The organism is Sphingobacterium bovisgrunnientis, from assembly GCF_009829085.1.
In the GTDB taxonomy this organism is placed as follows: domain Bacteria; phylum Bacteroidota; class Bacteroidia; order Sphingobacteriales; family Sphingobacteriaceae; genus Sphingobacterium; species Sphingobacterium bovisgrunnientis.
The window spans coordinates 183,711-207,939 of the sequence record NZ_WUQY01000003.1; the positions used below are offsets into that span (position 1 = coordinate 183,711).

Here is a 24,229-nt window from a genome sequence, read left to right on the forward strand (position 1 = left end):
TTGTGATTAAATATATTATTTTTACCTATTTGGGATTGGTTAGCTGTTCGCCAAATGAACAGCTGCCAGCTCCAGATATTGTATCTAAAGATACGACAGAAGTTATTGAGCCGATTAAAACAAAGTATATCTCAGACTTAGTTTTACTTTATCATGGTGGAACCCATAGATTAGATTATACGGAAGAAGAATTGGCTCCATATATATCCATTTCGAATGAGGGAAAACGTAGTTGGCTGTATGATGGATTTCTTTTTATTGAATTTAAAGATAATAAGGGTTCTATGTATGCAGAAGGTTATGGAGGGAAACCTGCAGGTAAAAATGAATGGATGTGGTTAATATCGAGGAATTTAGAAGAAGGTAAAGGAGTTTCTGCATTAAATAGTGCACTTGGCAAATTATATAAGCGTAAAGAGTTACCAAAGCGAGATAGAAAGGTAGTTCTTACGCTACCAGAACCAATTAAAGATTTTGAAAATTGGGGTTTGGCAGATGCTAAAAAATTAAATTTTAGAAATAACACGGACAGAGTAACTGCATCTAAATGGTATATTGATTATGCCTTGGATGAGTGGAAAAAGAAAAATTTCGAGAATGTAACATTAGATGGTTTTTATTGGGTAGCAGAGACTCAAAAGAATTCAGATAATATATTGGTTGAAATTGGAAATTACATACGTAGTAAGGGGTTGAAATTTTATTGGATACCCTATATGTATGCACAAGGAGCTGAAAAATGGAAAGAAGCGGGTTTTGATGTTGCTTATCAACAGCCAAATTATTTTTTTCAACTAGATCGGCCTAAGACATTGTTTGATAGAGCTATAGCTAATAGTGAACAATACAAGATGGGATTAGAGATGGAATTTGATGATAATATATTAGATCCTCAATTTAGAGCCCGATACTATGATTATATTGATGCTTTTCAAAATGCTAAAGCATGGGATAAATTACCTATAGCATACTACGAAGGTGGAGGTACTTGGCTTAAGATGTTTAGATCGAATGACCCTGTATTGCGAAAAGCATACCATGATTTAGCAACAATTATAATTAACAGACAATTAAGAGAAGATTCAAAATACTAACTATAAAATAACATGCTGAAAAAACATTTAATACTAGCTTTCGCTATTTGTTTAGGCTATAGCGCTGAAGCACAATTTGTGAATCACGGTCCACAAGTTTTTGCGGCAGCAATTCAGGGCAGTCATTTTATCAAAGATAAATCTAACAAGGAATATGTCTTTACTGTAGTGAGAGGCGTACCAGCACGATTAGTTGGTTATGAGTTGTCGTCACAAAAGTTGATTGTCAATTCTGAATTGCACGGTACCGATGGGGCGTGGGATATGGAGGTTTCTTCGGACAATGTAATTTACATTTCTGGAAACGGAAAAATGTATAGTTATTCATTAGGTGATAAAGAAGCGAAGGACTTGGGCGTTGTATTGCCAAATCAGAAAGTCGTGTGGGATTTGGTAGCCGGTAAAGACGGTAAAATATATGGAGGAACATATCCCGGCTGTCAGGTTTTTGAATATGATTCCAAAACAGGATTCAGAGATGTTGGCATGGGCACTGTACAACATGGCGAAGATTATGTCCGTAGCGTAGTGTTTGATCAGAAAACCAATAAGGTGTATGCAGGTGTTGGTTCGCATGCAGGATTGGTCGAAATCGATTTGAAATCGAGTGTTAAATCACAATTAATAGCAGAAGAAGATAAGCATCACGAATTCATGTACGACATGGAATTGATTGCTGATGTCAAAGGAGGTGATCGTATTATCGGTTGGTTCAATAGTGCAAAAAAACTTGAAACTGTTATTTATAACCTTAAAACTAAGAGGTACGAAAAGAGATTTTCGACGATTGAGGTAAAATCAATAGCAAAGAAGGATAAGTCTAATCTGATTTATTATACTGCTGCAGGAAAAGTTTTTGTATTAGATTTTGCAGATAATAAGTTAGAACCAAAAGAAATTGCTAAAATCAATGGACGAGGAAGAGCAGGTTATTTCGATAATAATGGACATTACAATGTGATTACTGCTTCGCATAAAGTTTATACAGTAAACGTGACTACAGGAGAAATTGTCAAAGAAATTACGCTGGATGTACCCAAAGCACCAATTAGTATTCAGTCAATTTTTTGGGGACCAGACAATAAAGTATGGAGTGGAGGTTACTTAGCCGGTAATCATGGAACATACGATCCGGAAACTGGCAAGCACGAAAACTATATGGGCTTGCACCAAAGTGAAGGGATGGGAAGCTTAGGTAATACAATTTATTTTGGTAATTATACCCATGCCGAGTTATTTTCATATGATGTGACGAAACCATGGAATCTTCGCGTTGGGAGTCCAAAATTTATTGGAGCAATCAAAAATCAGGATAGACCATTTGCTGTGTTACCAATAGCGAGTCGCCAAGAGGTTTTATTTGGTACAGTTCCCGGCTATGGACGTTTGGGAGGAGCAATTACACATTTGGATGTGAAAACGGATAAATATGAAACTTATGAAAATGTAATACCTAACCATTCCGTAATGTCGTTCATCACATTTGATGGGAAAATAATCGGAGGAACGTCTATTTCAGGTGGATTAGGAGCTATTCCAACAGAAAAAAGAGGTAAAATATTTGAATGGGATCCTATCAATAAGAAAGTTCTATGGACTGATTCCATCGATAACCATTGGTCTATAACAGGACTTTTTAAAGGTCCTGACAATGAATTATGGGCTTTCGCAGATGGTACATTAGTGAAATATGATGTGCACAAACGTAAAGTCGTATTTAAGAAAGAAGTTTACAAGTATAACCAATTTCCAAGTCATATTTGGCGTAATGGTTTGGCGATCTCACATCCCAATGGTTTGATTTATTTCACATTAACAGATAAATTTTATAGTTATGACATTAAAAATGATGAACTTAAGATGTTAATGGATAAACCTAGCTTAATGATTTTAGGAACAAATAATAAGGTTTATTTTAGGATTGGGACGGACTTATGGAGTTATACTCCACAAGGATATTAAATTGCCACTAAACAATAACCTGTGAAATTAAATACATTGATCATAATCGCTATGCTTGGTTCTCTGATTAGTACCATAGCTTGTGATAGCATCTCTCAAAAAGAATTTATTGACTATTTAAAAATAGGTGAGAATTCCTACGTAGGTATTTCAACTATTCAAGAAAATCTGGATGTTCCTTGGGATATTCAATTCAATGAAAGTACTAATTCTTTGTTTGTGACGGAGATTAAAGGTAGACTATCTGAAATTGATTTATCGGATAATAGTATGCACCACCTGTACGATGTACCCAATGTGTTTCATGAAAGGACTGCAGGACTATTAGGAATGGCAATTCATCCAGATTTCGTTAAAAAGCCATTTATCTACGTGTGTTACACGGTAAAAAATGGGGAAGAAATATTTTCTGAGTTAGCAAAATTGGAGTACAAGGATAGAAAAGTCGTAGGCAGCAAGATTCTCTTAAAAATTGAGGGTGCAAATGGACACAATGGCTCAAGATTGCTATTTGATAACGAAGGCTTTTTATATTGGGCTACAGGAGATGCTCATTCATTGACACATGCGCAAGATTCAACAACTTTAAATGGAAAAGTGTTGCGCATGACTGATCATGGTCATATCCCGACAGATAATCCTATCGCAAATTCATATGTCTATGCGTGGGGATTCCGAAATATTCAGGGCATGACGTTGACAGCAAAAGGAAATATCATGACTTCGGAACATGGTGATGCTATTGAAGATGAGATCAATTGGGTCAGACCAAGACATAATTATGGCTGGATTGAAATTGAAGGTTATCACGATACTGAACAAGAAAAAATTATAGCGTCTAAAAGTCCGCGTACAGAACCTATAAAAGCTTGGACACCAGTAATCGCACCAGCAGGATTGAAATATTATGCGAATAGTTTTATTCCCGAATGGGAAAATAGTTTATTGTTAGTAAGTCTTAAAAATCAAAGCTTGCGCGTATTAAAATTGGATGCAAACCAAACTAAAATTGTAGAAGAGAAAACTTATTTGAAAGATCATTATGGTAGAATGAGAGCTGTCACTACAGATAATAAAGGCAATGTATATATCGCAACGAGTAACCGAGATTGGAATCCGCAAAAGGGATTTCCAGTGAAAACGGATGACCGTATTTTAAAAATCGAGAAAATTGCTACTAAACCTGAAACTTATTTGAGTGAATATGTCGAAGATAAGTCATTAATCAAAGACGGGAAAACTCTTTATAATATGTATTGCATGTCTTGTCACAAAGAAGATGGAAAAGGTATTACAGGGACATTTCCGCCATTAGTAAAAACACCGACAATTGAAAACAAGGAAAAATTGATACGGATCATACTAAATGGTTTGCATGGAGAAATAAAGGTAAACGGTGTAAAATATGATCAAGCTATGCCTTCATTTAAATTCCTATCTGATCAAGAAATCGCTAAAATCGCAAGTTACGTCCGCACAGGCTTTGGCAATTTATGGTCAGCTATTGGTGAGACAGAAGTGATGTTAAGTAGACAGGATTCAATCAAGAATTAACAATATGAAAAAAATTATAAATATTTTGGGACCAGGCATCATTACAGCTGCGCTAGTATTTGGTCCTAGCAAGATGACAATTACTTCCAAGATGGGAGCAGATTACTCTTATTCACTTCTGTGGATTGTCATTGTTGCCTTATTTTTTATGGGAGCCTATACGGCGATGTGCTCTCGAATTGGTGCCACACAAGACAAAACATTATTGACCCTTATCAAAGAACATTTTAATAAAGGTATTGGTGTGGCTATTGGAATAGGGATTTTTTTGGTAGCGACATCTTTTCAAGCTGGTAATAGTATTGGCGTGGGAATCGCTATTGGCGAAGCTACGGGTACACCGATGACTATTTGGATTGTCACCTTTACCGTATTAGGTATTGTGTTGTTATTTTTTCCATCTTTTTATAAGGTAATGGAAAAATTAATGATAGGCTTGGTTTTAGTGATGTTGGCTTGTTTTATAGCTACTTTATTTTTGACGGATGTTAATTTTTTACATTTCTTTAAAGGATTTGCGCCTAGCCTTCCCGATGGTTCTATAGGTCTTATCATAGCTTTTACAGCTTCATGCTTTTCGTTAGTAGGGGCGTTTTACCAGACATATTTGATTCAAGAAAGAAAAAAAATAAGTAAGCAGAATGTTGATATTAAAAGTTCAGAGCGAGGAGCATTTACAGGCGTTGCAATATTGGGATTTATGAGCGCGTCGGTATTGATCTGTGCAGCTGCTGTTTTGAATCCCAAAGGAATTCATGTAAGTAGCGCAGCAGAAATGGGAAAAGCTTTAGAACCTTTATTTGGCAGTTACGCAAGTTCATTGTTTTTTGTGGGTTTATTTGGCGCATCTTTTTCATCATTGGTGGGTAATGCGACTGTAGGCGGCGCGTTGTTAGGTGATGCCTTAGGCTTTGGGAGCAGTCTGAGTTCCAAAAAAGTGAAAATTCTAATTTCTATTGTTATGGTATTGGGCTGTATCGTGGCAATATCATTCGGTAGGTTGCCATTAGAATTAATAGTCTTGGCACAAAGTGTAACTATTTTCTTAGTTCCTTTTATAGGGATTTCAATTTTTGTGATAGCAAATAGTAAAAAGATAATGGGTGTACATGCAAACAATGTTTTCTACAAAGTTGTAGGAGCATTGGGTTTGGCGGTCATTTTTGTCTTAATGTTTAGTAATGTATACGATATGTTTTTGAAGTAATATGGAAAATCAAAATTTAGATGTGTTAGAGCAAAAGTATACCAGACCTTCTGGTGCTTTTTTAGAGGATTTAAAGAATATTGATGGTGATTTTATTTTCTTAGGAATAGGCGGTAAAATGGGACCGAGTATGGCCAAACTATTGTTGGATGGTCTTCAAGAACTGGGTTTATCGCGCAAGGTATATGGTGTTTCTCGATTTTCGGATGCGGCGGGAAGAGCGTATTTAGAAAATTTGGGAGTAGAAACTATAGCTTGTGATTTGCTAGATGACGCAGCCTTGCAACAGCTTCCCGAGGTGAAAAATGTAATTTACCTAGCAGGGTTTAAATTTGGAGCCACAGGGAAAGAGGATTTTACTTGGGCGATGAATACGTATCTACCAGGGCGTGTAGCTGAAAAATTTAAAAACTCCAGAATAGTTGCTTTATCATCCGGTAACGTATTGCCTTTTGTGCCTCTGACCTCGGGAGGAGTGGATGAAACGATTGTGCCTGAGCCAATTGGTGAATATGCACAAAGTACTTTAGGACGTGAGCGTATATTTAGCTATTTCAGCAAAAAGAATAGTACACCAATACTGCTCTATAGATTGAATTATGCTGTAGATTTTAGATATGGTGTTGTTCGTGAGATCGCGAAACAAGTAAATAATGATACTCCTATTGATTTAAGTAGCAACAATGTAAATGTGATTTGGCAAAGTGACGCAAATGAAATTGCCTTACGCAGTCTATTGCATTGCGAATCTCCAGCAAAAGTGTTGAATGTAACGGGACCAGAGATTCTATCTATTAAATGGATTGCAGAGAAATTGGGAACCGCGTTAAATAAGCAACCACAATTTGTCAATGATCCAGAACCTACTGCTTTATTGAATAATGCATCGGAGTGCTTCCGTCTTTTTGGTTATCCAAAAGTTAGCATTTTAGAAATTATTGATATTACAGCGCAATGGATATTGAATGGCGGAGACGAATTTGGCAAAGACACACATTTCCAAGAAAGGAAGGGTAAATTTTAATGAAGAAATTAGATAATAAGCTGAAACAGCTATTAATGGAGGGCACGGTTTTGCCAGCACATCCATTATGTTTGGATGAGAATAGACAATTTGATGAAGAGAATCAACGTTTGTTAACTAATTATTATATCGAAAGTGGTGCTGGCGGTGTAGCTGTAGGCGTGCATTCGACTCAATTCGAAATCAGATTACCCGAGCACAACCTTTTTGAAAAAGTCTTGCAAGTTTCAGCAGATGTTATTTCTGAGGCTAATTTAGATCGACCTTTTATTAAAATAGCAGGTATTTGCGGGCCTATAGAACAGGCATTGCAAGAAGCAGAGTTAGCTGTTGAGTATGGTTATGACATGGGGTTATTGTCGATGGGTGGATTGCATGATTTGACAGAAACAGAGATATTGGATCGTACGCGAGCTGTTGCCAAAGTGATTCCTGTGTTTGGATTTTATTTACAACCATCTGTTGGAGGACGAATTTTTACGTACGAATTTTGGATAGAATTTGTAAACATTGAAAATGTGGAAGCAATTAAATGTGCCTCTTTCAATAGATACCAAACACTTGATGTTGTACGAGCTATTGCAAATTCGCCAAGAAAAGATCAAATTGCATTATATACGGGTAATGATGACAATATTGTTAGTGATTTGATTTCCATTTATAAATTCAATGTCAATGGCAAAGAAGAGGAAGTACAATTTAGAGGAGGTTTGTTAGGACATTGGGCAGTATGGACAAGTAAAGCCGTAGAACTAATGGACAAGGTGAAATCTTTTAAAGCAATTCCTACGCACGAAAAGTGGGTAGAGCTTCAAGTATTGGCAAATCAAACGACTGATGTAAATGCCGTTTTATTTGATGTAGCCAATGATTTTCACGGTTGTATACCTGGTATTCACGAAGTGTTGTACAGACAAGGCTTAATGAAAGGTATCTGGTGTCTGAATCCAGATGAAGTGCTTTCGAAGGGACAATCAGAAGAGTTGACACGCGTTTATCAAGATTATCCGACTTTGCATGATGATGATTTTGTAAAGGATTTTTTGAATAAGTTTAAGGTAACAGTATAAGAATTAAATGGATATTAATCGAATCAAAGATCTTGTCGCGAATATAAAAGAAGATGCTATTCACAAGAGACGCTATTTGCATCAGCATCCTGAATTATCATTTCAGGAATACAAAACTTCAGCTTATATAAAATCAGTCTTGACACAAGAAGGACTGACTTTTGAAGAAGTAGCAGATACAGGCATCCTTGTCAAAATAGAAGGTTTGAATGCGCAGAATGTAGATTGTGTGGTCTTACGTGCAGATATTGACGCACTTCCTATTCAAGAAATAAACGGCACAGACTTCGATTCGATTTATGAGAATGTTATGCACGCTTGTGGGCATGACTTTCATACGGCAAATTTATTGAGCGTTCTCACAATTTTGAATCAGCATCGGCATGAATTTGCAGGTACTGTGTTGGGAATTTTTCAACCTGCAGAAGAGAAAATTCCTGGTGGTGCTAAGACTGTTTTAGAATCGGGAAAACTAAAGCCGTACGCTGTCAAAGCCGTATTAGGTTTACATGTTTCGCCCAAACATAGGGTTGGTCATGTAGCAATTCGTCCCGGAAAATTTATGGCTTCGGCAGATGAAATATATATAACTATAAAAGGTAGAGGTGGACATGGAGCTCAGCCGCATTTGAATATTGATCCGGTAGTAATCGCTTCTCAATTGGTAATATCACTGCAACAAATAGTTTCTCGTGTTGCTAATCCTGCTATTCCTTCTGTATTGTCTATTGGAAAATTTATTGCGAATGGCGCGACGAATGTTATTCCAAATGAAGTGTATTTGGAAGGAACTTTTAGAACAATGGATGAAGCGTGGAGAGAAAGGGCATTACAGCTGATCGAAAAACAAATTAAGGAACTGCCAACTTTGTATGGTGCAACTGCAGAATTTGAAATCAGAAAAGGCTACCCAGCTTTGATAAATGACAGTAAATTAACACAATTTGTAACGGAATCTCTTACCGAATATCATGGTGAACATGCGGTTCTACAATCTGATATTTGGATGGCAGCAGAAGATTTTGCCTATTACACGGAGGTTTATCCCGCTACATTTTATATGGTTGGTATTTCTAATGATGCAAAAGGAATAAACTCAGAATTACATACGTCAACTTTTCAGATCGATGAAGATGCATTTGATCAATCAATCGGCGGTATGCTCTATACTGCTTTGAAACTGTTAAATACGTAGTATTTTAAATATAATTGCAATAAAAAATGCTCCAATTTCTACAAGTTGGAGCATTTTCTATTATAGAATGAAATTATTTCTTCCTACTTGCCCGCTCATTCAGTTGAAGAATATTTTTCTTATAATTGATTACAGCACCATACTTGTACAGAATGTCTCCACCTAGTACACCTACTACGGGATCAGCATTTATTTGGCTATATGCATAATTAATAGTAGAAAGATCCAAAACAGCTACTTCAAACTTTTTACATTCCCAATCGCCAATTTTTAAATAGGGAAGGGTAAACATAGCAGACTGCATTTCATTCGTTCCTAATCCCGAAGAAAGTATACTGGTTTCAATCAATTTTTGCTCGTCAATACCTGCTTCTAATAACGTATTTCGGTCCAAAACAGTCTTAGATGCTCCTGTATCCAATACCATTTTAAATTTCTTTTCTAATAATTCGATATGTAGGATGATGTGAAATCCTTCTTGCTGTAGGTTTAAAATCTCAAAAGGGATAATCTTCATGTAATGTCTTTTGCAAATAAATAAAAAGAGGACTGATGTAAGTCCTCTCAAATATAATAGAAAGTTTGTTAATCAATTTAGATAATATTGCTTTCTGATAAAACAGCATTCATTGCACGAACAGCGGTTGCGCTAGCTTTGAATTTTGCTTTTTCATCCTCATCTAATTGAATAGGAACAACTTTATCCCAACCATTTTTATTTATAATCACAGGTACACCGATACAGATGTCGTCTTCATCCAATTCACCTTCCAAATAAACTGAAGCGGTGAACAGCTTGTTTTGATTGAGCGCAATGCTTTCGACCATAGCTGCTGTGGCAGCACCAGGTGCATACCAAGCTGATGTGCCAATCAACGCGGTCAAAGTCGCACCACCGACCATTGTTTTTTGTACTATTTCATTTTTCTCATCTTCATCAAGAAATTCTTTTACTGGAATACTGTTCCAAGTAGCTTTATTAATCAATGGAATCATTGTCGTATCGCCATGTCCGCCAATTACAATTGCATTTAAGTCCGCTGGAGAAGCATTGAGTTTATTTGCCAATTGATACTTGAAGCGTGATGAGTCTAATGCTCCGCCCATACCTATAATTCTATTTTTTGGAAGACCAGAAGATTTTAAGGCTAAATATGTCATCGTATCCATAGGATTCGATACGACGATTATAATAATCTCTGGAGAATATTTCACAAGATTTTCCACTACACCCTTTACGATATTGGCATTGGTGCCGATCAATTCTTCACGAGTCATACCTGGTTTTCGTGGAATACCGGATGTAATAACTGCAATACTCGAACCCGCTGTCTGCAAGTAATCATTTGTTACACCTTTTATTTTGGTATCGTAGCCTAATAAGGCGGCAGTTTGCATCATATCCTGTGCTTTACCTTCCGCAAAACCTTCTTTGATATCCAATAAAATGACTTCTTCAGCAAAATTTTTTCTAGCAATGTTGTCTGCAGTGGTAGCACCTACAGCACCCGCTCCAATGACCGTTATTTTCATGTTTAAAGAGGATTATTTGTGTTGATTAAATATAGTTAATATCAATCACTTAATGAAGAATAGCCTTAAAATAAAATATCCTTTCTGGCTAGAAAGGATATCCTATTGCTAAGTTGAAGACCAAATTATCACGTCTCCACTGTGAATTTTTGAAGTCAATATCTTTTATCACCCATCGGTCATTTTTAGGGTAGTAAGGTACGCGAACTGGAATAGCTAAATCTGTCCGAAGAACTAAAAATGTAAAATCAAAACGTAAACCAGCACCCGCGCCAACTGCCAATTCAGACAAAAATTTTTTCGATAATTTTCCACCCAACTTGCCGTCATCTCTATTTTGCAACCATACATTACCTGCATCAATAAAGGCAGCCCAATTCAGAATTCCAACACCGAAGTCAACTATACGGTTGCGGTATTCGGTATTTAGTTCCAATTTGTAATCACCGGTTTGATCCGCAAAGAAATTATCTTCACCCAAATTTTCTGGAGGGGCAGAACCAGGTCCTACAGCTCTGGCACGAAATGCTCGTAACCCATTCGGTCCACCCGAATAGAATTGCTTCAAGTAGGGCAGTGAACGCGAATTACCATAGGAATAACTCATTCCTAACATTATGCGAGATGCCAATTGAGCATGTTGACCCAATTTCCAATAATGGCGACCATCGGCTTCAATCTTCACAAATTGACTGTAAATAGTTCCGAATAATTCTTTCTGATTGTCGTTTTTATAGCTTGCACCCTGAATCAATCCCAATACGTTTCCAGACAAATTTATCCCACCTTTGAAATAAAATGTATTTGTTCTAGACTCCTCCATAGTATTGGTGAAGGTGTACGTATAATTTGGACCGAAAGAAAATTGAGGTTCTACAATACGGCGCAACGTAGGAACGGTATCCATTTGCGCTTGATAGGCTTCGGATATATTGCGAGGTTGTACGTAGATAATTTCTGCTAAAGTTAAGTCATGTTGTTTTTGCTCATTTTCTTTCCACATATAACCATAGTTCAAACTCGATGAATTTAAGGTATAAGCAGTACGACGATTCAAAAACTCATAGCCAAATTTTAAATAGGTTTTGGGAATAAAACGTCTTCCAGGCGTCCATTTATAAGGTGACAAAAGCCTTGGCCAAGTAATAGCCATTTCAGCACCATAGCGGTAATACGAAGAATTTAAGTTTACATTACCACCTGTTTGTGTCTCATAACCGCCAAATACATTTACAGAAACGGTTTCAGCACCTTTGAAGGCATTACGCAGTGTCCAGGTTACATTCGCCTCCGAACCATTATAGACCGTAGCGGTCTTTGCCAACAACTCAAAACGTAATGATTTCTTTGGTAATGGTGTCAAATGATAATATACATCCAATGTGTTTGCTGAATCAGGATTTGGTTCAAAGCTATTCTTGACGAATTTAAATGCATTAAGATTTACTAAATGATTAATCGTAAGATTGTGATCGTGTCTATTGTAAACTTGTCCTTTTTGAAAGAAAATATGATTAGCTAATACTTTTTTTCTGAATGTATTCTGTCTATCTATGATATAATAATTATCATTGAATAGCTCCATATACTCCGTATTAGGTCTTCTGCTATAGCCTTGTGAGGTTAATGTATAATTGGGGTAGATAAAAATATCGCCAATTTTTTGTGGTTCTTTCGCTTGAGCGGAAGTCTCAGGTTTAATAGTTAAAAACATATCTACCTCATGATCGCCTTCGGTACTATCTACTTCTACCAAAATATTATCTGGATTAAAATAGTAATAACCTTTATTTTTCAAATCATTGTCAATACGATCGCGCTCATTCAGAATTACATCCAAGTTGTAGTTGGAACCCTTTTTAAGAAGGGATTCGGACTTTGTAGACGCTATATCTTTTCCAATATTACTTGCAGAATCAATTGCAAACACTACTGTGTCTATACGATAGATTTTACGCGGAATTCCTGTGTAGATAACTTTGGCTGTCTTTCCATTAATACTCGTATCTGAGCTAACAGTTGCATTGAAGAAACCTAAATTTTCCATACGGTTTCGGAGTAAATTCTCATTGTATTCGCGATTAACGTCACTTAGGAGTACTGGCTCTTCACCACGTTTTTTCAACCAACGCTGAAAGAAGTTATTCGTCGTGTCATATCCACCACCTGCATTCCACATCATCAGTTTCCATTTTGCACCAAAAGCTTTTTTATTTGGCTTTGGCATAAGAAGTCCCTCCAAATGTTCTTCAAAGAGTTGCTTACGTTCAGCATTTGCATTGCTATCCATTTGCAGCTTGACATCACCTTCTACATACAATTTTTCACCTTCTGGAAGATGTTTCGTTGTTCTACAAGAAATCATATACAAGCACAATGTGCTTAATAGTGCAATGCCAATTCTTTTACTTTTCATTCGATCTCCTTTCCTCGTCTTCGTTGCGAATAGCTGTGTCTTTGATGGACTTAACGTCTGTCGTATCATTCTTATTTTCGGTAGAATCACGTTGGATTCTATTTAATTCTTCTTTCTTTTGTTGTTCTTCTACACGTTTGCGATATGCTGGATTATGTGTCATCATACTATCGCGAATGACCAAACGTACACTATCACGATAAGCTGAATCGGTTTCCATTCGTTCTACATTAAATCTTCTGCGGAAACTGCTATTATTAGGGTCTGCATAGGCTGCCAAAGCTTTCTCATTCATAAATAGTTCCTTGAATTGATTGTAGCTCATGTTGATAATGAAACCAATACCTGTTTCCACGAATTGTCCTTGCAAAGTGGCTTGATACTGGTTTTTGCGGTACACTCGGGCGAAGTATCGACCATCTTTTGATAATTGATAATCCAAAGAAATATCACCTGCAATATTATTCGTTTTCTCGCCTGGACGGGTTTTTCCTTCGACTTCGAAGTTCGATCCAATCGTAATTTTTAAGCGATCATCAAATAGCATTTTGGAAACACCGATGTTCAAATCCGTTCTATTTTGAGCAGAACCAGAAAGGTAATCTTGTTCGGACTGCAAATTGAAATCTAGCTCAACTCCCTGTATCAAGTTGGAAGCCAAATTATTCAATTGACCAGTCAAGAACGAACTTACTGAGCTACGCGCAATGCCTTCTACACCGCCACCACCAGACAAACTTTCGAATGGATTCGCTGACATAAATCTGCCCATGATGATTAACGAAAAGACTTGTTTATTCAATTCTGCTGGATCATCACGCAATGCAACCAAAGCATTATTAACTTTTGATACGACATCTTGCGAAACTATCGCGTTATTCTCGTCAAGATCAATATCAAATGCGATTTGTGGTTTGAATAATTCGCCATTCAAAATCAATTTTACATCAAAAGGAATACGTTGTTTGTACAAATTACCACTTTCTGTTCCAATTTGGTTGGCTACCAAATCTAGCGTAGGGAAGCGACCTTTGTACAAGGCTGTAATATCTAGTCTAGCATCTAGCGGATCTCCGTTCCATGTAATGGTACTTCCTTTTTGGAAATCAAACTCTTTTTTGATTGGTCCAAAGCTGAATGAATAATTTCCATCTTCAACAGTGAAAGTTCCGGACATGGTGATTTTTTCGCTGGCATCAATTGTAGTAGTCAATTCCGCAACACCTTGAATATTCAAAGCGTCTTGCGAGCCTTCATCGATAATTATTTTAAATTTGGCGTCGCGATCTGTACTTAGGTTTAAAGATAAATCCATACCTGTAAGACGCGTTGCGGTAGTCATCGAGTCCAATTTCGCGAATACATTATTGCGCACTGTATCACTTTTATCTACGAATTTCACAACTCCATCTCGCTCGGCGATACCAGGGTTTTCATTTGGCACAATGAAAACAAAATCTGTGTTTTCGTTGGCAGACACATTTCCGTCGATTACTGGCTTGTCTATATTTCCACGAATACGGATGTTTGATGTCGCATACAGTTTGCCGTAAAACAAATCGTTGTCTTCGCGCGTAGAATTTACGACAGCGAAATTATTCGTTGTTAAATTCAAATTGAAATCAAAGTCTGTATAGTTTTTAGTGAGTATCGTACCATTCAATTTGGCTTCGTTTCCTTTTCCATCTTTCAACAAGAATTGTCTAAATTGAAGACCTTGATTCGTGAAACTAATCTTTTGATTGTCCATCAAAAAGTCAGCATTTAGCATCGCAACATTTAGTCTGGCTTTATTAAATGTTAGATCACCATTGATTTTTGGTGCATCCAAATTACCGGAAATGTCCAGCACACCCGTTAAATCCCCTTCACTATTTTTTAGATAACCCATGCTAAATGCTTGGATAGTTTTCATTTTTAGTGGAGCTAAATTCAATTTTGCATTGAATGTCGGAGTGCCATTAGGAGGAGCAATGTATTCACCCAATAATTGCACATCATTGCCATTATCTGTGATGCGTACATCCGCAGAAAACGTGTTTTCTTGTTGGTTGTGTACATTCACTAAAATATTTCCAACAGTATCTTGTCCAAAATAGAATTTGTTGATTTCCAAATCCGACACGAAAACAGGTTTTGCATCCAGACGAGAAATTGTCGCCGCACCGTTGATTCCACCACCAACATTCCACGTATCCGACTCTAAAATTTCTGTCAAGGTCTCAATACGGAAATTGTTAAAAGTCACATCAATTGGTGCATTCAATGTAGAATCTTGGGATTGTATACGCAGCTCTTGACCATTATTATTCAACACAAATTCATGCGCTCGAATTCCATCTTTTCCAAAGCTCAACTGATTGCTTGGAGAAGTTTGCCATGTATCGTAATTTAACATTAAGCCGTCTTCCAACAGACTCAATAGGTAATTTCCTTGATCTACGGCCATTCGTGCACCCAAATGGTAACGATCTTTATCTTCCTTATCTTTTATCCAAAGCCCAAAATCTAAATTATTTTCTACGGCTTGTCCACTCAATGTTGTGTTTTTCAGCTCAATTTGATTGACTTTTATCTTGTCAATCAGCGCAGAATAATACAATGTACTATCGACAGTAATAAAATCCATACCCAAACGATCAACCTCAATACCGCCGTAAATAATACTAGGCGCCAAGAGTTTTGCCATTATGCTTTTTTGCTGACTATTGAATGTACCATCCAAGGTGATATCACTCATTTTCTGAATGTCAGGGAAGAAATCTTTTAAGAATCGAGAATAATTTAAAGTCGCAGAAAACTCAAAATTCTGTGCATCATATTTCAATTCTTTTGGTGGCTCATTATTCGGGTTATAATAAACTCTTACAACGTCTTGCATGGAGGCTCCGAGTTCAGTCAGCTTATATTTTCCGACTAAATGGGCACGTAAAAATTCTGAGCGCAACATCAACATATTGCGCGAGGTATCTGCTCGTGCAATCAAGGAGATGGTATCTAAGGCATAACGTTCTTCATTGTAAGCAATAGACGATTGAGAAACATGAAGTCTTCCATTCAAATAATTTAAATCTGCAGTTTCAAAGTCGGCGTCTATTTTACCGTGATAACGGAAATTTTGATCCATCAATTTTAGATTTTGCAAATTGACGGAGTCGATCATCATATTCATTTTTACCTTAGGATACATATCGCGCATATCGGCTGCAAGATTGGCTTGAAAACGAATATTCGGATCGGAACTGTTTATAGAGCCAGCAATATCGCCACTTTGCGCCATCAAGTCCAAATTGATGTCATGATAAGCATAACCCATCGCATCAAAACGATTGATGGTACCTTTGACGTCAGCAGCCATGGTTTTGGGATTTAATCCTCTACCTTTTACTTGTGCATCAGCGGAGATAATACCCAATACAGAATCTTGCTTTAAAAGATGACCTAAATTGAAATTATCAATAGAAACTTGCGCATCGTATGTGGTGTCTCGTCCAGCCATATGGAGATAACCATTCACAGCGGCATTCCCTTTATCAGTGACAAGTTTCATATTGGCGTCAAATCCACTCATTCCACCTTTAAATGTACCTGCCAATGATATTGAATTTGGATATTCAATCGTCATATCTTTTGGCAACAAGGATTTTGCCACTAATCGATCCAAATCTGCTTTGCCTGTTGTTAATTTTTTAAGATTTAAATCGATGTTAAGCTTATCTGTATTTGGCAAACCTTTAATCTTAGCAGAAGCAATGATGTGTGTTTTGTCCAGCGTTTTGAATTCCAAATTTGGGATAGTTAAATCATCTAAACGTCCTACCACACGACCGTCTATGTAGAATTTACGTGTCATCAGTGGTTTCATCACATCCATTTTTTCCAAATCTGGCGCAAAGAATTTGATATCCGTCATATCGATTTGCGTTTTTTTGATGCGCGCGTCAATAGTGACAAGTTGTGGATAGTTAGATACAGCATCTAAGGATGGATAGGAAACTTTGATATAATCCTGAATGATTGTTTTAGGGGTTTGAATTAACAGATTTTCAATAACTGCGCCGGTGTTTCCGTACACAAAATCACCTTTCATTTGTTTTAAATACAAGCCGGAATGATCTTTTGCTGTTAAATTTTGAACAGAACCTGAAATGGAATCGTTGGAGTAGTAAATACTTTTAATTGCTCCTGCGAGATCTTTAATCCCTATATTGCTATAATCAAAGCCCTTCATTCGCGCTTGATTGTCGTCACGGAATAAGAAATTCGTTTTGTCTACAGCAATTTTATCTACTGATACTATCCAATTGACAGGAGCAGAAGCTGTGTCTGCTGTTTCTTTAACTTTAGTAAATTTATCAAAGACAACATACGAATCAGATTGATCTAAAATAACTTCTTTGAGATTGATTATTTCCTTGTTTAAATCAATTTGGTCAACATTCGCCGAAAGGTTTTTAATGTCAAATTGAGTTTTCATCGCCGAAGATGCATCGTCATATTTGACAAAAATGTTTTTCAATGTGATGGTTTCTGTGCCTAGATTTGGTAGGAGAGACGTTTCGGTTACAGACGCATCTGTAATACCAAAATCTTCCGCTTTAACTTCTTTGCTGTCGGTTGCTGGCGCCCATTGCTTAACAATAGCCGACAAACCATCAATATTAATATTTGGCAAATCAAAAGTCATGTTGTTTGCCAAATCAAAAGTTTTCACCCGCGTGTCCAATTTATTCAATCGAATATCGGCTGAAGTGCCGATCATATCATCATTGTACACAAAATGAATGCGTTCTAAACCAACTTTGTCTAGTTTAAAGATCAATGCGGAAGTCGTATCTGTAGCTGTTGGGGTACTTTCTTCTTCCGAAGCAAAAGCTTTTACGATATAGTCAAAATTAAAATTCCCATCAGGGGCAGTACGCTTTATTTTAGAAGTAATACCTGCTAGTTGTATTTCTTGAACTTCGATTGTGTTTTTAAAAATCTTAAACATATCGATGTCCACTTTGATCTTTTCGCCAGCGATCAAGGTATCGCGCGATTGATCTTCGAAATACACATTCTCCAATACCAACATTTTCGGAAATGTGATATTCACGTAGCCAATATTTACTGGAGTTCCAATTTTGTTTTCTAGGTAGGTTGATACTTTTCCTGCTATATAATTCTGTACAGCAGGCAGGCGTATTAAAAATACGACCAAGAGCAATAGGGCTATTATTGAACCTATTATCCAAAGGAAAATACGAACAGCGACACGGGTAAATCTATTCAAACCTGAGTTTATCTACTTAAAAATGTTAACACTGAAATAATAACATAAAAATAGTTGAAATGTTTACTATTTAATGCGGAAAAGCCAAAAATAAATCCATGTTATGGTAAATGTTCTTTTTGTTTTTCAATATCTAATATACTAAAAAATTAAAAGCTAGTCAGTTGACTAGCTTTTAATTTTAAAATGCGCGATCTTCTAAGTGTTTAGGTAGATCAATAAAATCAATTCCTTTTGCCCACCAATCCGGTGCTGGTTTGCCTTTTAGGTAATAATCAAAATATTCCATCATGCGTACTGCATAATCTTTTCGGTTAACCTCTTTCACTAGACCATGATTTTCGCCATTGTAAGTTAGCATAACCACTGGTTTGTTGAGACGACGCAAACTATTGTAATATTCCACGCCTTGTGTGTAATCTACAGCTCCATCTTTGTCATTGTGCATGATGATTAATGGCGTATTTACTTTTTTGATGTGATAAATCGGCGAATTGCGTACATAAGCATCCCAATTGTCCCAATAGCCTGTTGTCAGACGACCTTGGCTAGATTCAAAGATACTCTGATTTGATGAGCCTGTATTCCAATAAATCAAAGAATACATTGAAATCATATTGGTCAATGGTGCGCCCGCAACTGCAGCTTTGAATATATCAGTTTGTGTGATAAGGAATGATGTTTGGTAACCACCCCAAGAGTGACCGTGGATTGCTACATTTTTCTCATCTACAACCCCAGATGCAATTGCAGATTTTACAGCCGGAACAACACATGCTACTGCAGACATACCCGGATCATTCAATTTGTATTTAATATCTGGCATCAATACCGCATAACCATTATTGGTATACATTGCACGATTAAAACCACCACCTGGATAAGCTGGTTGCGAATAGTTGTTTTTCTCATCTGTCAGACGTTCGTAGATATAGGTAATTGTCGGATAAGATTGACCTTCTACATAGTTAGCAGGTAAATACAATGTTGCCTCCAATGTATCACCATGTGCAGAAACATAGGAAATGAGCTTCGAACCAGCAGATAGTACATCTTTTTGATTATCTGTCGTATTATTAGTCAAAACTTTTTCTTGCGCTAAATTTTTATCTGTTGACACAAAAATATCAGGAGCGACATTCGATTTTTCGATTGTGTAGAATAAGTTTGAGCTGTTTTTAGGTTTACGAATGCCTCCAAAGTTGATGTCATCCAATTTCAAAATTTCCAATTTCTTACCATTCGCAGGTAATAAAGCCACACCTTTTTGTTTAGTGGCGTGATTGTACAAATTGAAATACTGGTCTTTTTTTAGATCAATGAAATCATCGTCAGGATAAATATAATTGAGATTTGTAGTTAAAAGCTTTTGGTTCTTCCAATTATCTGTTAATTGAATAGTAGATTTACCATCGATCGACACTTTCCAAACATCAAAATTGTCTCTCAACAATACAAATTTGTTGTCTGCGCTAAATCCAAATGGACCAATTCCACGCTTATCCACGTTGTGATCGGCTAACATATCTACAAAAGAACTATTGATATTTTCTGTAATGTTAGTTACAGCTAACGTTTTCGTATTCAATGTATGGTAATTGCCATCATTATAGAATAACAAGTAATCAGACAGTGGAGAGAATTGTACAGCACGCATCGCATTCAAATACATTTTTTTGAAGGCTAACTGTTTTTTCCCTGTTTTGATATCTACAATGTACAAGTCACCAAAAGTTTGTCCATTCAAATTTGCTTCGAATTCGTATGGTTTGTAATCAAATCCATAGCCTACCAATTGATTTGGCGAAAGTGCGATAGATTTGATCGCGCTATCAGCTAGAGAGACGAATTTGTTATCGTCTACGTGCCAAGCGCTCATTGTTGTATAATTTTTATCCGATTGCAGACGCATTTTTTGTGCAGATTGCAAGCGTACATCTTGCCAGTTCCAGATGATCATATCTGGTTTTTCTAAGTCTTTTTTATTGACTTCTGGCTTTTTAGGCGCAGGATTTTGTTTCGTATTTGCAGCAATCTGTGTTGTGTCATTTTTGGCAGCTATAGAATCTTTTTCTGCTGCATTTTTAGCATCCGCTTTTGCGATATCGTCGATCTTCTTTTCAGTAGATTTTGGGTCTTCCGCTTTTTCTAATTTGGCTACGCCAAAGAATATTGTTTTTAAATCTTTACTCCAATATGCCGAAGAGTTCTCGCTAATGCCATACCCCGCTGTAATTTGATTTTCATCCAATCCGCTATAAGTAAATACATCTGCATTATGTGCTTTTAAGTTTTTAACACCTAGCAAAGTGTAAACGGGAGACTTGTACTTTTTATCAGATTTGGATTTCAATAATGCAAAAGCTGTTCCCTCTTTGTTCCAAGCCAATTTTGAAAAGTTAGCATCGTCATTGTGCAGCGCATTGACTATTCCTGTATTCAAATCCATCAGGAAAATACCATTTCCATTTTTGCCGTTGGCATCGATTATATATGCTAAATACTGTCCCGATTTGTTGAAACTGTATTCGCTCACATTACCTAGATTATACTTCTTTTTACTGACTAAATTGTACAACAATAAGTCCGAACCTTTTACTGCACCTTCAGGACGTGGAGCCATTGGTGAAGCTGGTGCACCGCCTTGTCCTTCAAAACGAATGGCTACCCATTTGCTGTCTTCATTCGAAAAGATATGACTCTGTACCTTATCAAAAGTCACTGATGCGGTATCTTTTAATGCCACAATTTTCAGTTTCTTACTTGACGGTCTACGCGATTTTTCATTTGCCTTAATCTCTGTATACTTTGGATTCTCAAAAAAGCTGAAATATTGCGCATTATTATTGAAAAATATTGGAGAAGTAGTACCGCCAATTTTGTAATCATACTTCGTCGTATCCGCTGTGCTTTTCAATGTCAAAGTCAGGTCCCCTTGTGTCGGTCCTGAAACATAAGCCAGCCACTTGCCATCAGGTGAAGGAGAAGAACCATTTAATCGTACGTATTCCCAGGTCGGGATATCTTGCCAAGTGAGTGGTTTTGAACTTTCTTGAGCAAATGGTGTTAACCAAGCAAGTTGACACGCAAAAAACAATATTGATTTTTTTGTCATTTATTTTCTATAGGTTAAATAATACGACATAAAGGTATTTATTATCTTTCAATCTTTTATACTGTATTAAATATGTTATAAGCGTTGAAAATAAAATATCAGTCCAAAGCTTTGTTCCTAATTGTTTTAATGATTAGCATCATGGAGGAAGTTATAAATAGGCAAAAGGAGAATAATAATATAGTGCCTAATATATAAGGATTGAATATAATAATTTGCATCAAAGTTTCCAATAATTCGAAAGAATAGTCTGTAGCTAGTCCAAGAAGTACAAAACTCATTATTGGTACTCCAAAAAATAATATGACAGAGAGAAAAATACCTTTTACAGGATTAAATCGAAAGTTTAGTAATTTACTCATCCTGTGAAAAGATTAAGTTTATAAATGTTATATCTAAATTTATGGTATTTTTGTGATTCAAAACGACTTTTGAATGAAAATTTGGCAAAAAAACATTGATGTAGATTCTTTTGTTGAATCGTTTACAGTAGGCAAAGACCGTGAGATGGACATGCATTTGGCGAGTGCAGATGTGTTGGGTTCACTAGCACATACGCGTATGTTGAATAGCATTGGCTTGATGACGGACGAAGATTTGTCTGCGGTTCAGCAAGAACTAAAAAATATATACAAAGAAATATTAGCTGGTCAATTCCAAATCGAAGCTAGTGTAGAAGACGTGCATTCCCAAGTGGAAATGATGTTGACACAACGCATTGGCGAAGCTGGCAAAAAAATCCATTCGGGTCGTTCGCGCAATGACCAAGTTTTGGTGGATTTGAAATTGTATTTCCGTTCGGAAATTCACAATGTTTTCAATACTACAGAATTGCTTTTCAACCAATTGATTAAGCTCAGTGAGCAGTACAAAAATGTGTTGATGCCAGGTTATACGCATTTGCAGATTGCCATGCCATCATCTTTTGGATTGTGGTTTGGAGCGTATGCTGAGAGTTTAGTAGATGATTTGCATATGTTGAAAGCTGCTTGGTCTGTTTGTAATAAGAATCCGTTGGGTTCAGCCGCAGGCTATGGATCTTCATTCCCATTGAACCGTACGATGACTACAGAATTATTGGGCTTCGAAGATTTGAATTACAATGTAGTGTACGCGCAGATGGGACGAGGTAAGACGGAGCGAATTCTTGCGCAAGCGATGAGTTCTATTGCCGCAACGTTGGCCAAATTCGCAATGGACGTAACCTTGTTTATCAACCAAAACTTTGGGTTTATTTCTTTTCCAGCGCATTTGACAACAGGTTCGAGTATCATGCCGCACAAAAAGAATCCTGACGTTTTTGAATTAATTCGTTCACGTTGTAATAAAATCCAAGCTTTACCGACAGAGATTGCCATGATGACGACAAACCTTCCAGTTGGTTATCACCGCGATTTACAATTGTTGAAAGAAAACTTATTTCCTGCATTCCAATCTTTAAATGAATGTTTGGAGATTGCTACATTTATGTTGGAGAATATTGAGATAAAGGATAGTATTTTGGATGATCCAAAATACGATTATCTGTTTTCTGTGGAAGTGGTAAACAATGAAGTTTTACAAGGTATACCATTCCGCGAAGCTTATAAAAATATCGGTTTGGCTATTGAAGAAGGAACATTCCAACCTTCGAAAGAAGTGAATCACACACACGAAGGAAGCATTGGAAATCTTTGCAATGATCAAATCCAACGCATGTTTACGGAAGTAAAAGCGGATTTTGGTTTTGAAAAAGTGGAAAAAGCGTTAGAAGAATTGGTAAAGTAGAAATTTTGAATATATTCGGAAGGTGTTCTAATTAGGAACACCTTTTTAGTTGTGTGCCCAGCATGGGCAATAACTCTAGGGTGTAAGTCCCGAACACGCCTTTACAGTGGGAAGTGTTAGCTTATGACAAGGGTGTCCACCGCGAGGTGGAATCTGAAGGAAGTCTGCGGCAAAACTTCGGTCCGACGAACAGAAACTACATACAAGGCCGCAAGTGTTGGGTGAGGCTGCAACACAAGCCAAAGCCCTAAACTGTACGGAAACACTATGGTAAATGTAGCGGATATATGATGTGAAAGTTATTGTTCTTACCTGGGGAGATCTGACTAAACTCTGTCAAAGGTATACGCGAATGCCCGCGAAGAAACATATAGCAGAATAATGATGCTAGATGCTTTAGTCAGAAGTCAGCAGAGGACATAGTACCCTGTTTCTCTATTTTCTACAGGGGAAGGTCTGAATGTTAGAATGGCAAAGGAACCAAGAAGTTTATGACGAAGCGCTAAAAGCCGAACCACTTAAGAGAACTGCTTACATGAGGGTAGGTCGGAAACCGATAGTAGAATGTAAGGGGAGCTTAGCCTAGTTGTGCAACCAACGGACACAATGCCTGAGGATTTTTTTTTTAGTAATACTATGCTGGAAGATATATTACACATCCGAAATGTCAAACACGCAGTTGATCGTGTCATCTCTAATGGAGGTGCCAGCGGAATTGATGTTATGCAGATCGATAACCTTCGTGACTACCTCAATACGAATTGGAAAACCCTTCGGTCGGATATTCTCTCTGGCACTTACCTCCCACAAGCTGTTCGGAAAGTAGAGATTCCCAAAGCCAGTGGCGGCAAGCGTACGCTGGGTATCCCAACGGTCATCGACCGTGTTATTCAGCAAAGCATTTCCCAATGGCTTGGGTTAAAGTGTGAGGGTGATTTTCTCACGATAACAGCTACGGCTTCCGTCCGAATCGTAATGCTCATCAGGCCGTCAGTAAAGCGCAAGAGTATCTGAACT

The 24,229-nt window shown here is 37.1% G+C and carries 14 protein-coding genes; 9 read left to right on the forward strand and 5 right to left on the reverse strand.

Annotated features, from left to right (window positions below; all coding sequences use genetic code 11):
* Positions 1 to 2 precede the first annotated feature (2 nt).
* Genes GOQ16_RS03215 through GOQ16_RS03245 form a run of 7 tightly spaced genes read left to right on the forward strand, consistent with a single transcriptional unit; the run spans position 3 to position 9,106 of the window.
* On the forward strand, positions 3 to 1,094 hold the full coding sequence (locus tag GOQ16_RS03215) for a DUF4855 domain-containing protein (RefSeq protein ID WP_160067835.1): 1,092 nt from the start codon (positions 3 to 5) through the stop codon (positions 1,092 to 1,094).
* A gap of 12 nt (positions 1,095 to 1,106) precedes the next feature.
* Positions 1,107 to 3,056: a ligand-binding sensor domain-containing protein gene (locus tag GOQ16_RS03220; protein WP_160067837.1), complete on the forward strand. Its 1,950-nt coding sequence runs from the start codon at positions 1,107 to 1,109 to the stop codon at positions 3,054 to 3,056.
* A gap of 21 nt (positions 3,057 to 3,077) precedes the next feature.
* Positions 3,078 to 4,610, forward strand: a complete 1,533-nt coding sequence (locus GOQ16_RS03225) for a PQQ-dependent sugar dehydrogenase (protein WP_160067839.1) — start codon at positions 3,078 to 3,080, stop codon at positions 4,608 to 4,610.
* Between the two features lie 4 nt (positions 4,611 to 4,614).
* A complete protein-coding gene (locus tag GOQ16_RS03230) occupies positions 4,615 to 5,817 on the forward strand; it encodes an Nramp family divalent metal transporter (RefSeq protein ID WP_160067841.1) in 1,203 nt (400 codons plus the stop codon).
* A gap of 1 nt (position 5,818) precedes the next feature.
* Positions 5,819 to 6,841 carry an NAD-dependent epimerase/dehydratase family protein gene (locus GOQ16_RS03235; protein ID WP_160067843.1) on the forward strand — a complete coding sequence of 341 codons (1,023 nt, stop codon included), beginning with the start codon at positions 5,819 to 5,821 and terminating at the stop codon, positions 6,839 to 6,841.
* Positions 6,841 to 7,911: a dihydrodipicolinate synthase family protein gene (locus GOQ16_RS03240; RefSeq protein WP_160067845.1), complete on the forward strand. Its 1,071-nt coding sequence runs from the start codon at positions 6,841 to 6,843 to the stop codon at positions 7,909 to 7,911. The genes GOQ16_RS03235 and GOQ16_RS03240 overlap by 1 nt, the downstream gene beginning before the upstream one ends.
* Positions 7,912 to 7,918: 7 nt before the next feature.
* Complete coding sequence (locus tag GOQ16_RS03245) at positions 7,919 to 9,106, forward strand: M20 metallopeptidase family protein (protein WP_160067847.1); 1,188 nt, start codon at positions 7,919 to 7,921, stop codon at positions 9,104 to 9,106.
* Positions 9,107 to 9,179: 73 nt separating this feature from the next.
* Here GOQ16_RS03245 and GOQ16_RS03250 read toward each other — a convergent pair whose 3' ends face one another.
* The 5 genes from GOQ16_RS03250 to GOQ16_RS03270 form a co-directional block, all read right to left on the reverse strand.
* Positions 9,180 to 9,623 (reverse strand): retropepsin-like aspartic protease, encoded by a 444-nt coding sequence (locus tag GOQ16_RS03250; protein WP_160067849.1) that lies wholly within the window; start codon positions 9,621 to 9,623, stop codon positions 9,180 to 9,182.
* 77 nt (positions 9,624 to 9,700) lie between these two features.
* On the reverse strand, positions 9,701 to 10,639 hold the full coding sequence (locus tag GOQ16_RS03255; protein ID WP_160067851.1) for a malate dehydrogenase: 939 nt from the start codon (positions 10,637 to 10,639) through the stop codon (positions 9,701 to 9,703).
* An 88-nt stretch (positions 10,640 to 10,727) separates the two neighbouring features.
* Positions 10,728 to 13,055 (reverse strand): translocation and assembly module lipoprotein TamL, encoded by a 2,328-nt coding sequence (gene tamL, locus GOQ16_RS03260; RefSeq protein WP_240140951.1) that lies wholly within the window; start codon positions 13,053 to 13,055, stop codon positions 10,728 to 10,730.
* Positions 13,045 to 18,330: a translocation/assembly module TamB domain-containing protein gene (locus tag GOQ16_RS03265; RefSeq protein WP_160067855.1), complete on the reverse strand. Its 5,286-nt coding sequence runs from the start codon at positions 18,328 to 18,330 to the stop codon at positions 13,045 to 13,047. The genes tamL and GOQ16_RS03265 overlap by 11 nt, the downstream gene beginning before the upstream one ends.
* 181 nt (positions 18,331 to 18,511) lie before the next feature.
* Positions 18,512 to 21,445: an alpha/beta hydrolase family protein gene (locus GOQ16_RS03270; RefSeq protein WP_160067857.1), complete on the reverse strand. Its 2,934-nt coding sequence runs from the start codon at positions 21,443 to 21,445 to the stop codon at positions 18,512 to 18,514.
* A 435-nt stretch (positions 21,446 to 21,880) separates the two neighbouring features.
* Between GOQ16_RS03270 and argH the strand changes: the two genes are divergently transcribed.
* Positions 21,881 to 23,212 carry an argininosuccinate lyase gene (gene argH / locus GOQ16_RS03275; RefSeq protein WP_160067859.1) on the forward strand — a complete coding sequence of 444 codons (1,332 nt, stop codon included), beginning with the start codon at positions 21,881 to 21,883 and terminating at the stop codon, positions 23,210 to 23,212.
* 636 nt (positions 23,213 to 23,848) lie between these two features.
* A complete protein-coding gene (locus tag GOQ16_RS03280) occupies positions 23,849 to 24,226 on the forward strand; it encodes a reverse transcriptase family protein (protein WP_204987411.1) in 378 nt (125 codons plus the stop codon).
* Positions 24,227 to 24,229 lie beyond the last annotated feature (3 nt).

What these genes read in the sequence shown, in the direction of transcription:
- GOQ16_RS03255 (WP_160067851.1), bottom strand. Translation starts at nt 10,639, where the DNA reads ATGAAAATAACGGTCATTGGAGCGGGTGCTGTAGGTGCTACCACTGCA.
- GOQ16_RS03245 (WP_160067847.1), top strand. Translation starts at nt 7,919, where the DNA reads ATGGATATTAATCGAATCAAAGATCTTGTCGCGAATATAAAAGAAGAT.
- GOQ16_RS03250 (WP_160067849.1), bottom strand. Translation starts at nt 9,623, where the DNA reads ATGAAGATTATCCCTTTTGAGATTTTAAACCTACAGCAAGAAGGATTT.
- GOQ16_RS03230 (WP_160067841.1), top strand. Translation starts at nt 4,615, where the DNA reads ATGAAAAAAATTATAAATATTTTGGGACCAGGCATCATTACAGCTGCG.
- GOQ16_RS03235 (WP_160067843.1), top strand. Translation starts at nt 5,819, where the DNA reads ATGGAAAATCAAAATTTAGATGTGTTAGAGCAAAAGTATACCAGACCT.
- tamL (WP_240140951.1), bottom strand. Translation starts at nt 13,055, where the DNA reads ATGAAAAGTAAAAGAATTGGCATTGCACTATTAAGCACATTGTGCTTG.
- GOQ16_RS03280 (WP_204987411.1), top strand. Translation starts at nt 23,849, where the DNA reads ATGCTGGAAGATATATTACACATCCGAAATGTCAAACACGCAGTTGAT.
- GOQ16_RS03240 (WP_160067845.1), top strand. Translation starts at nt 6,841, where the DNA reads ATGAAGAAATTAGATAATAAGCTGAAACAGCTATTAATGGAGGGCACG.
- GOQ16_RS03220 (WP_160067837.1), top strand. Translation starts at nt 1,107, where the DNA reads ATGCTGAAAAAACATTTAATACTAGCTTTCGCTATTTGTTTAGGCTAT.
- GOQ16_RS03270 (WP_160067857.1), bottom strand. Translation starts at nt 21,445, where the DNA reads ATGACAAAAAAATCAATATTGTTTTTTGCGTGTCAACTTGCTTGGTTA.
- argH (WP_160067859.1), top strand. Translation starts at nt 21,881, where the DNA reads ATGAAAATTTGGCAAAAAAACATTGATGTAGATTCTTTTGTTGAATCG.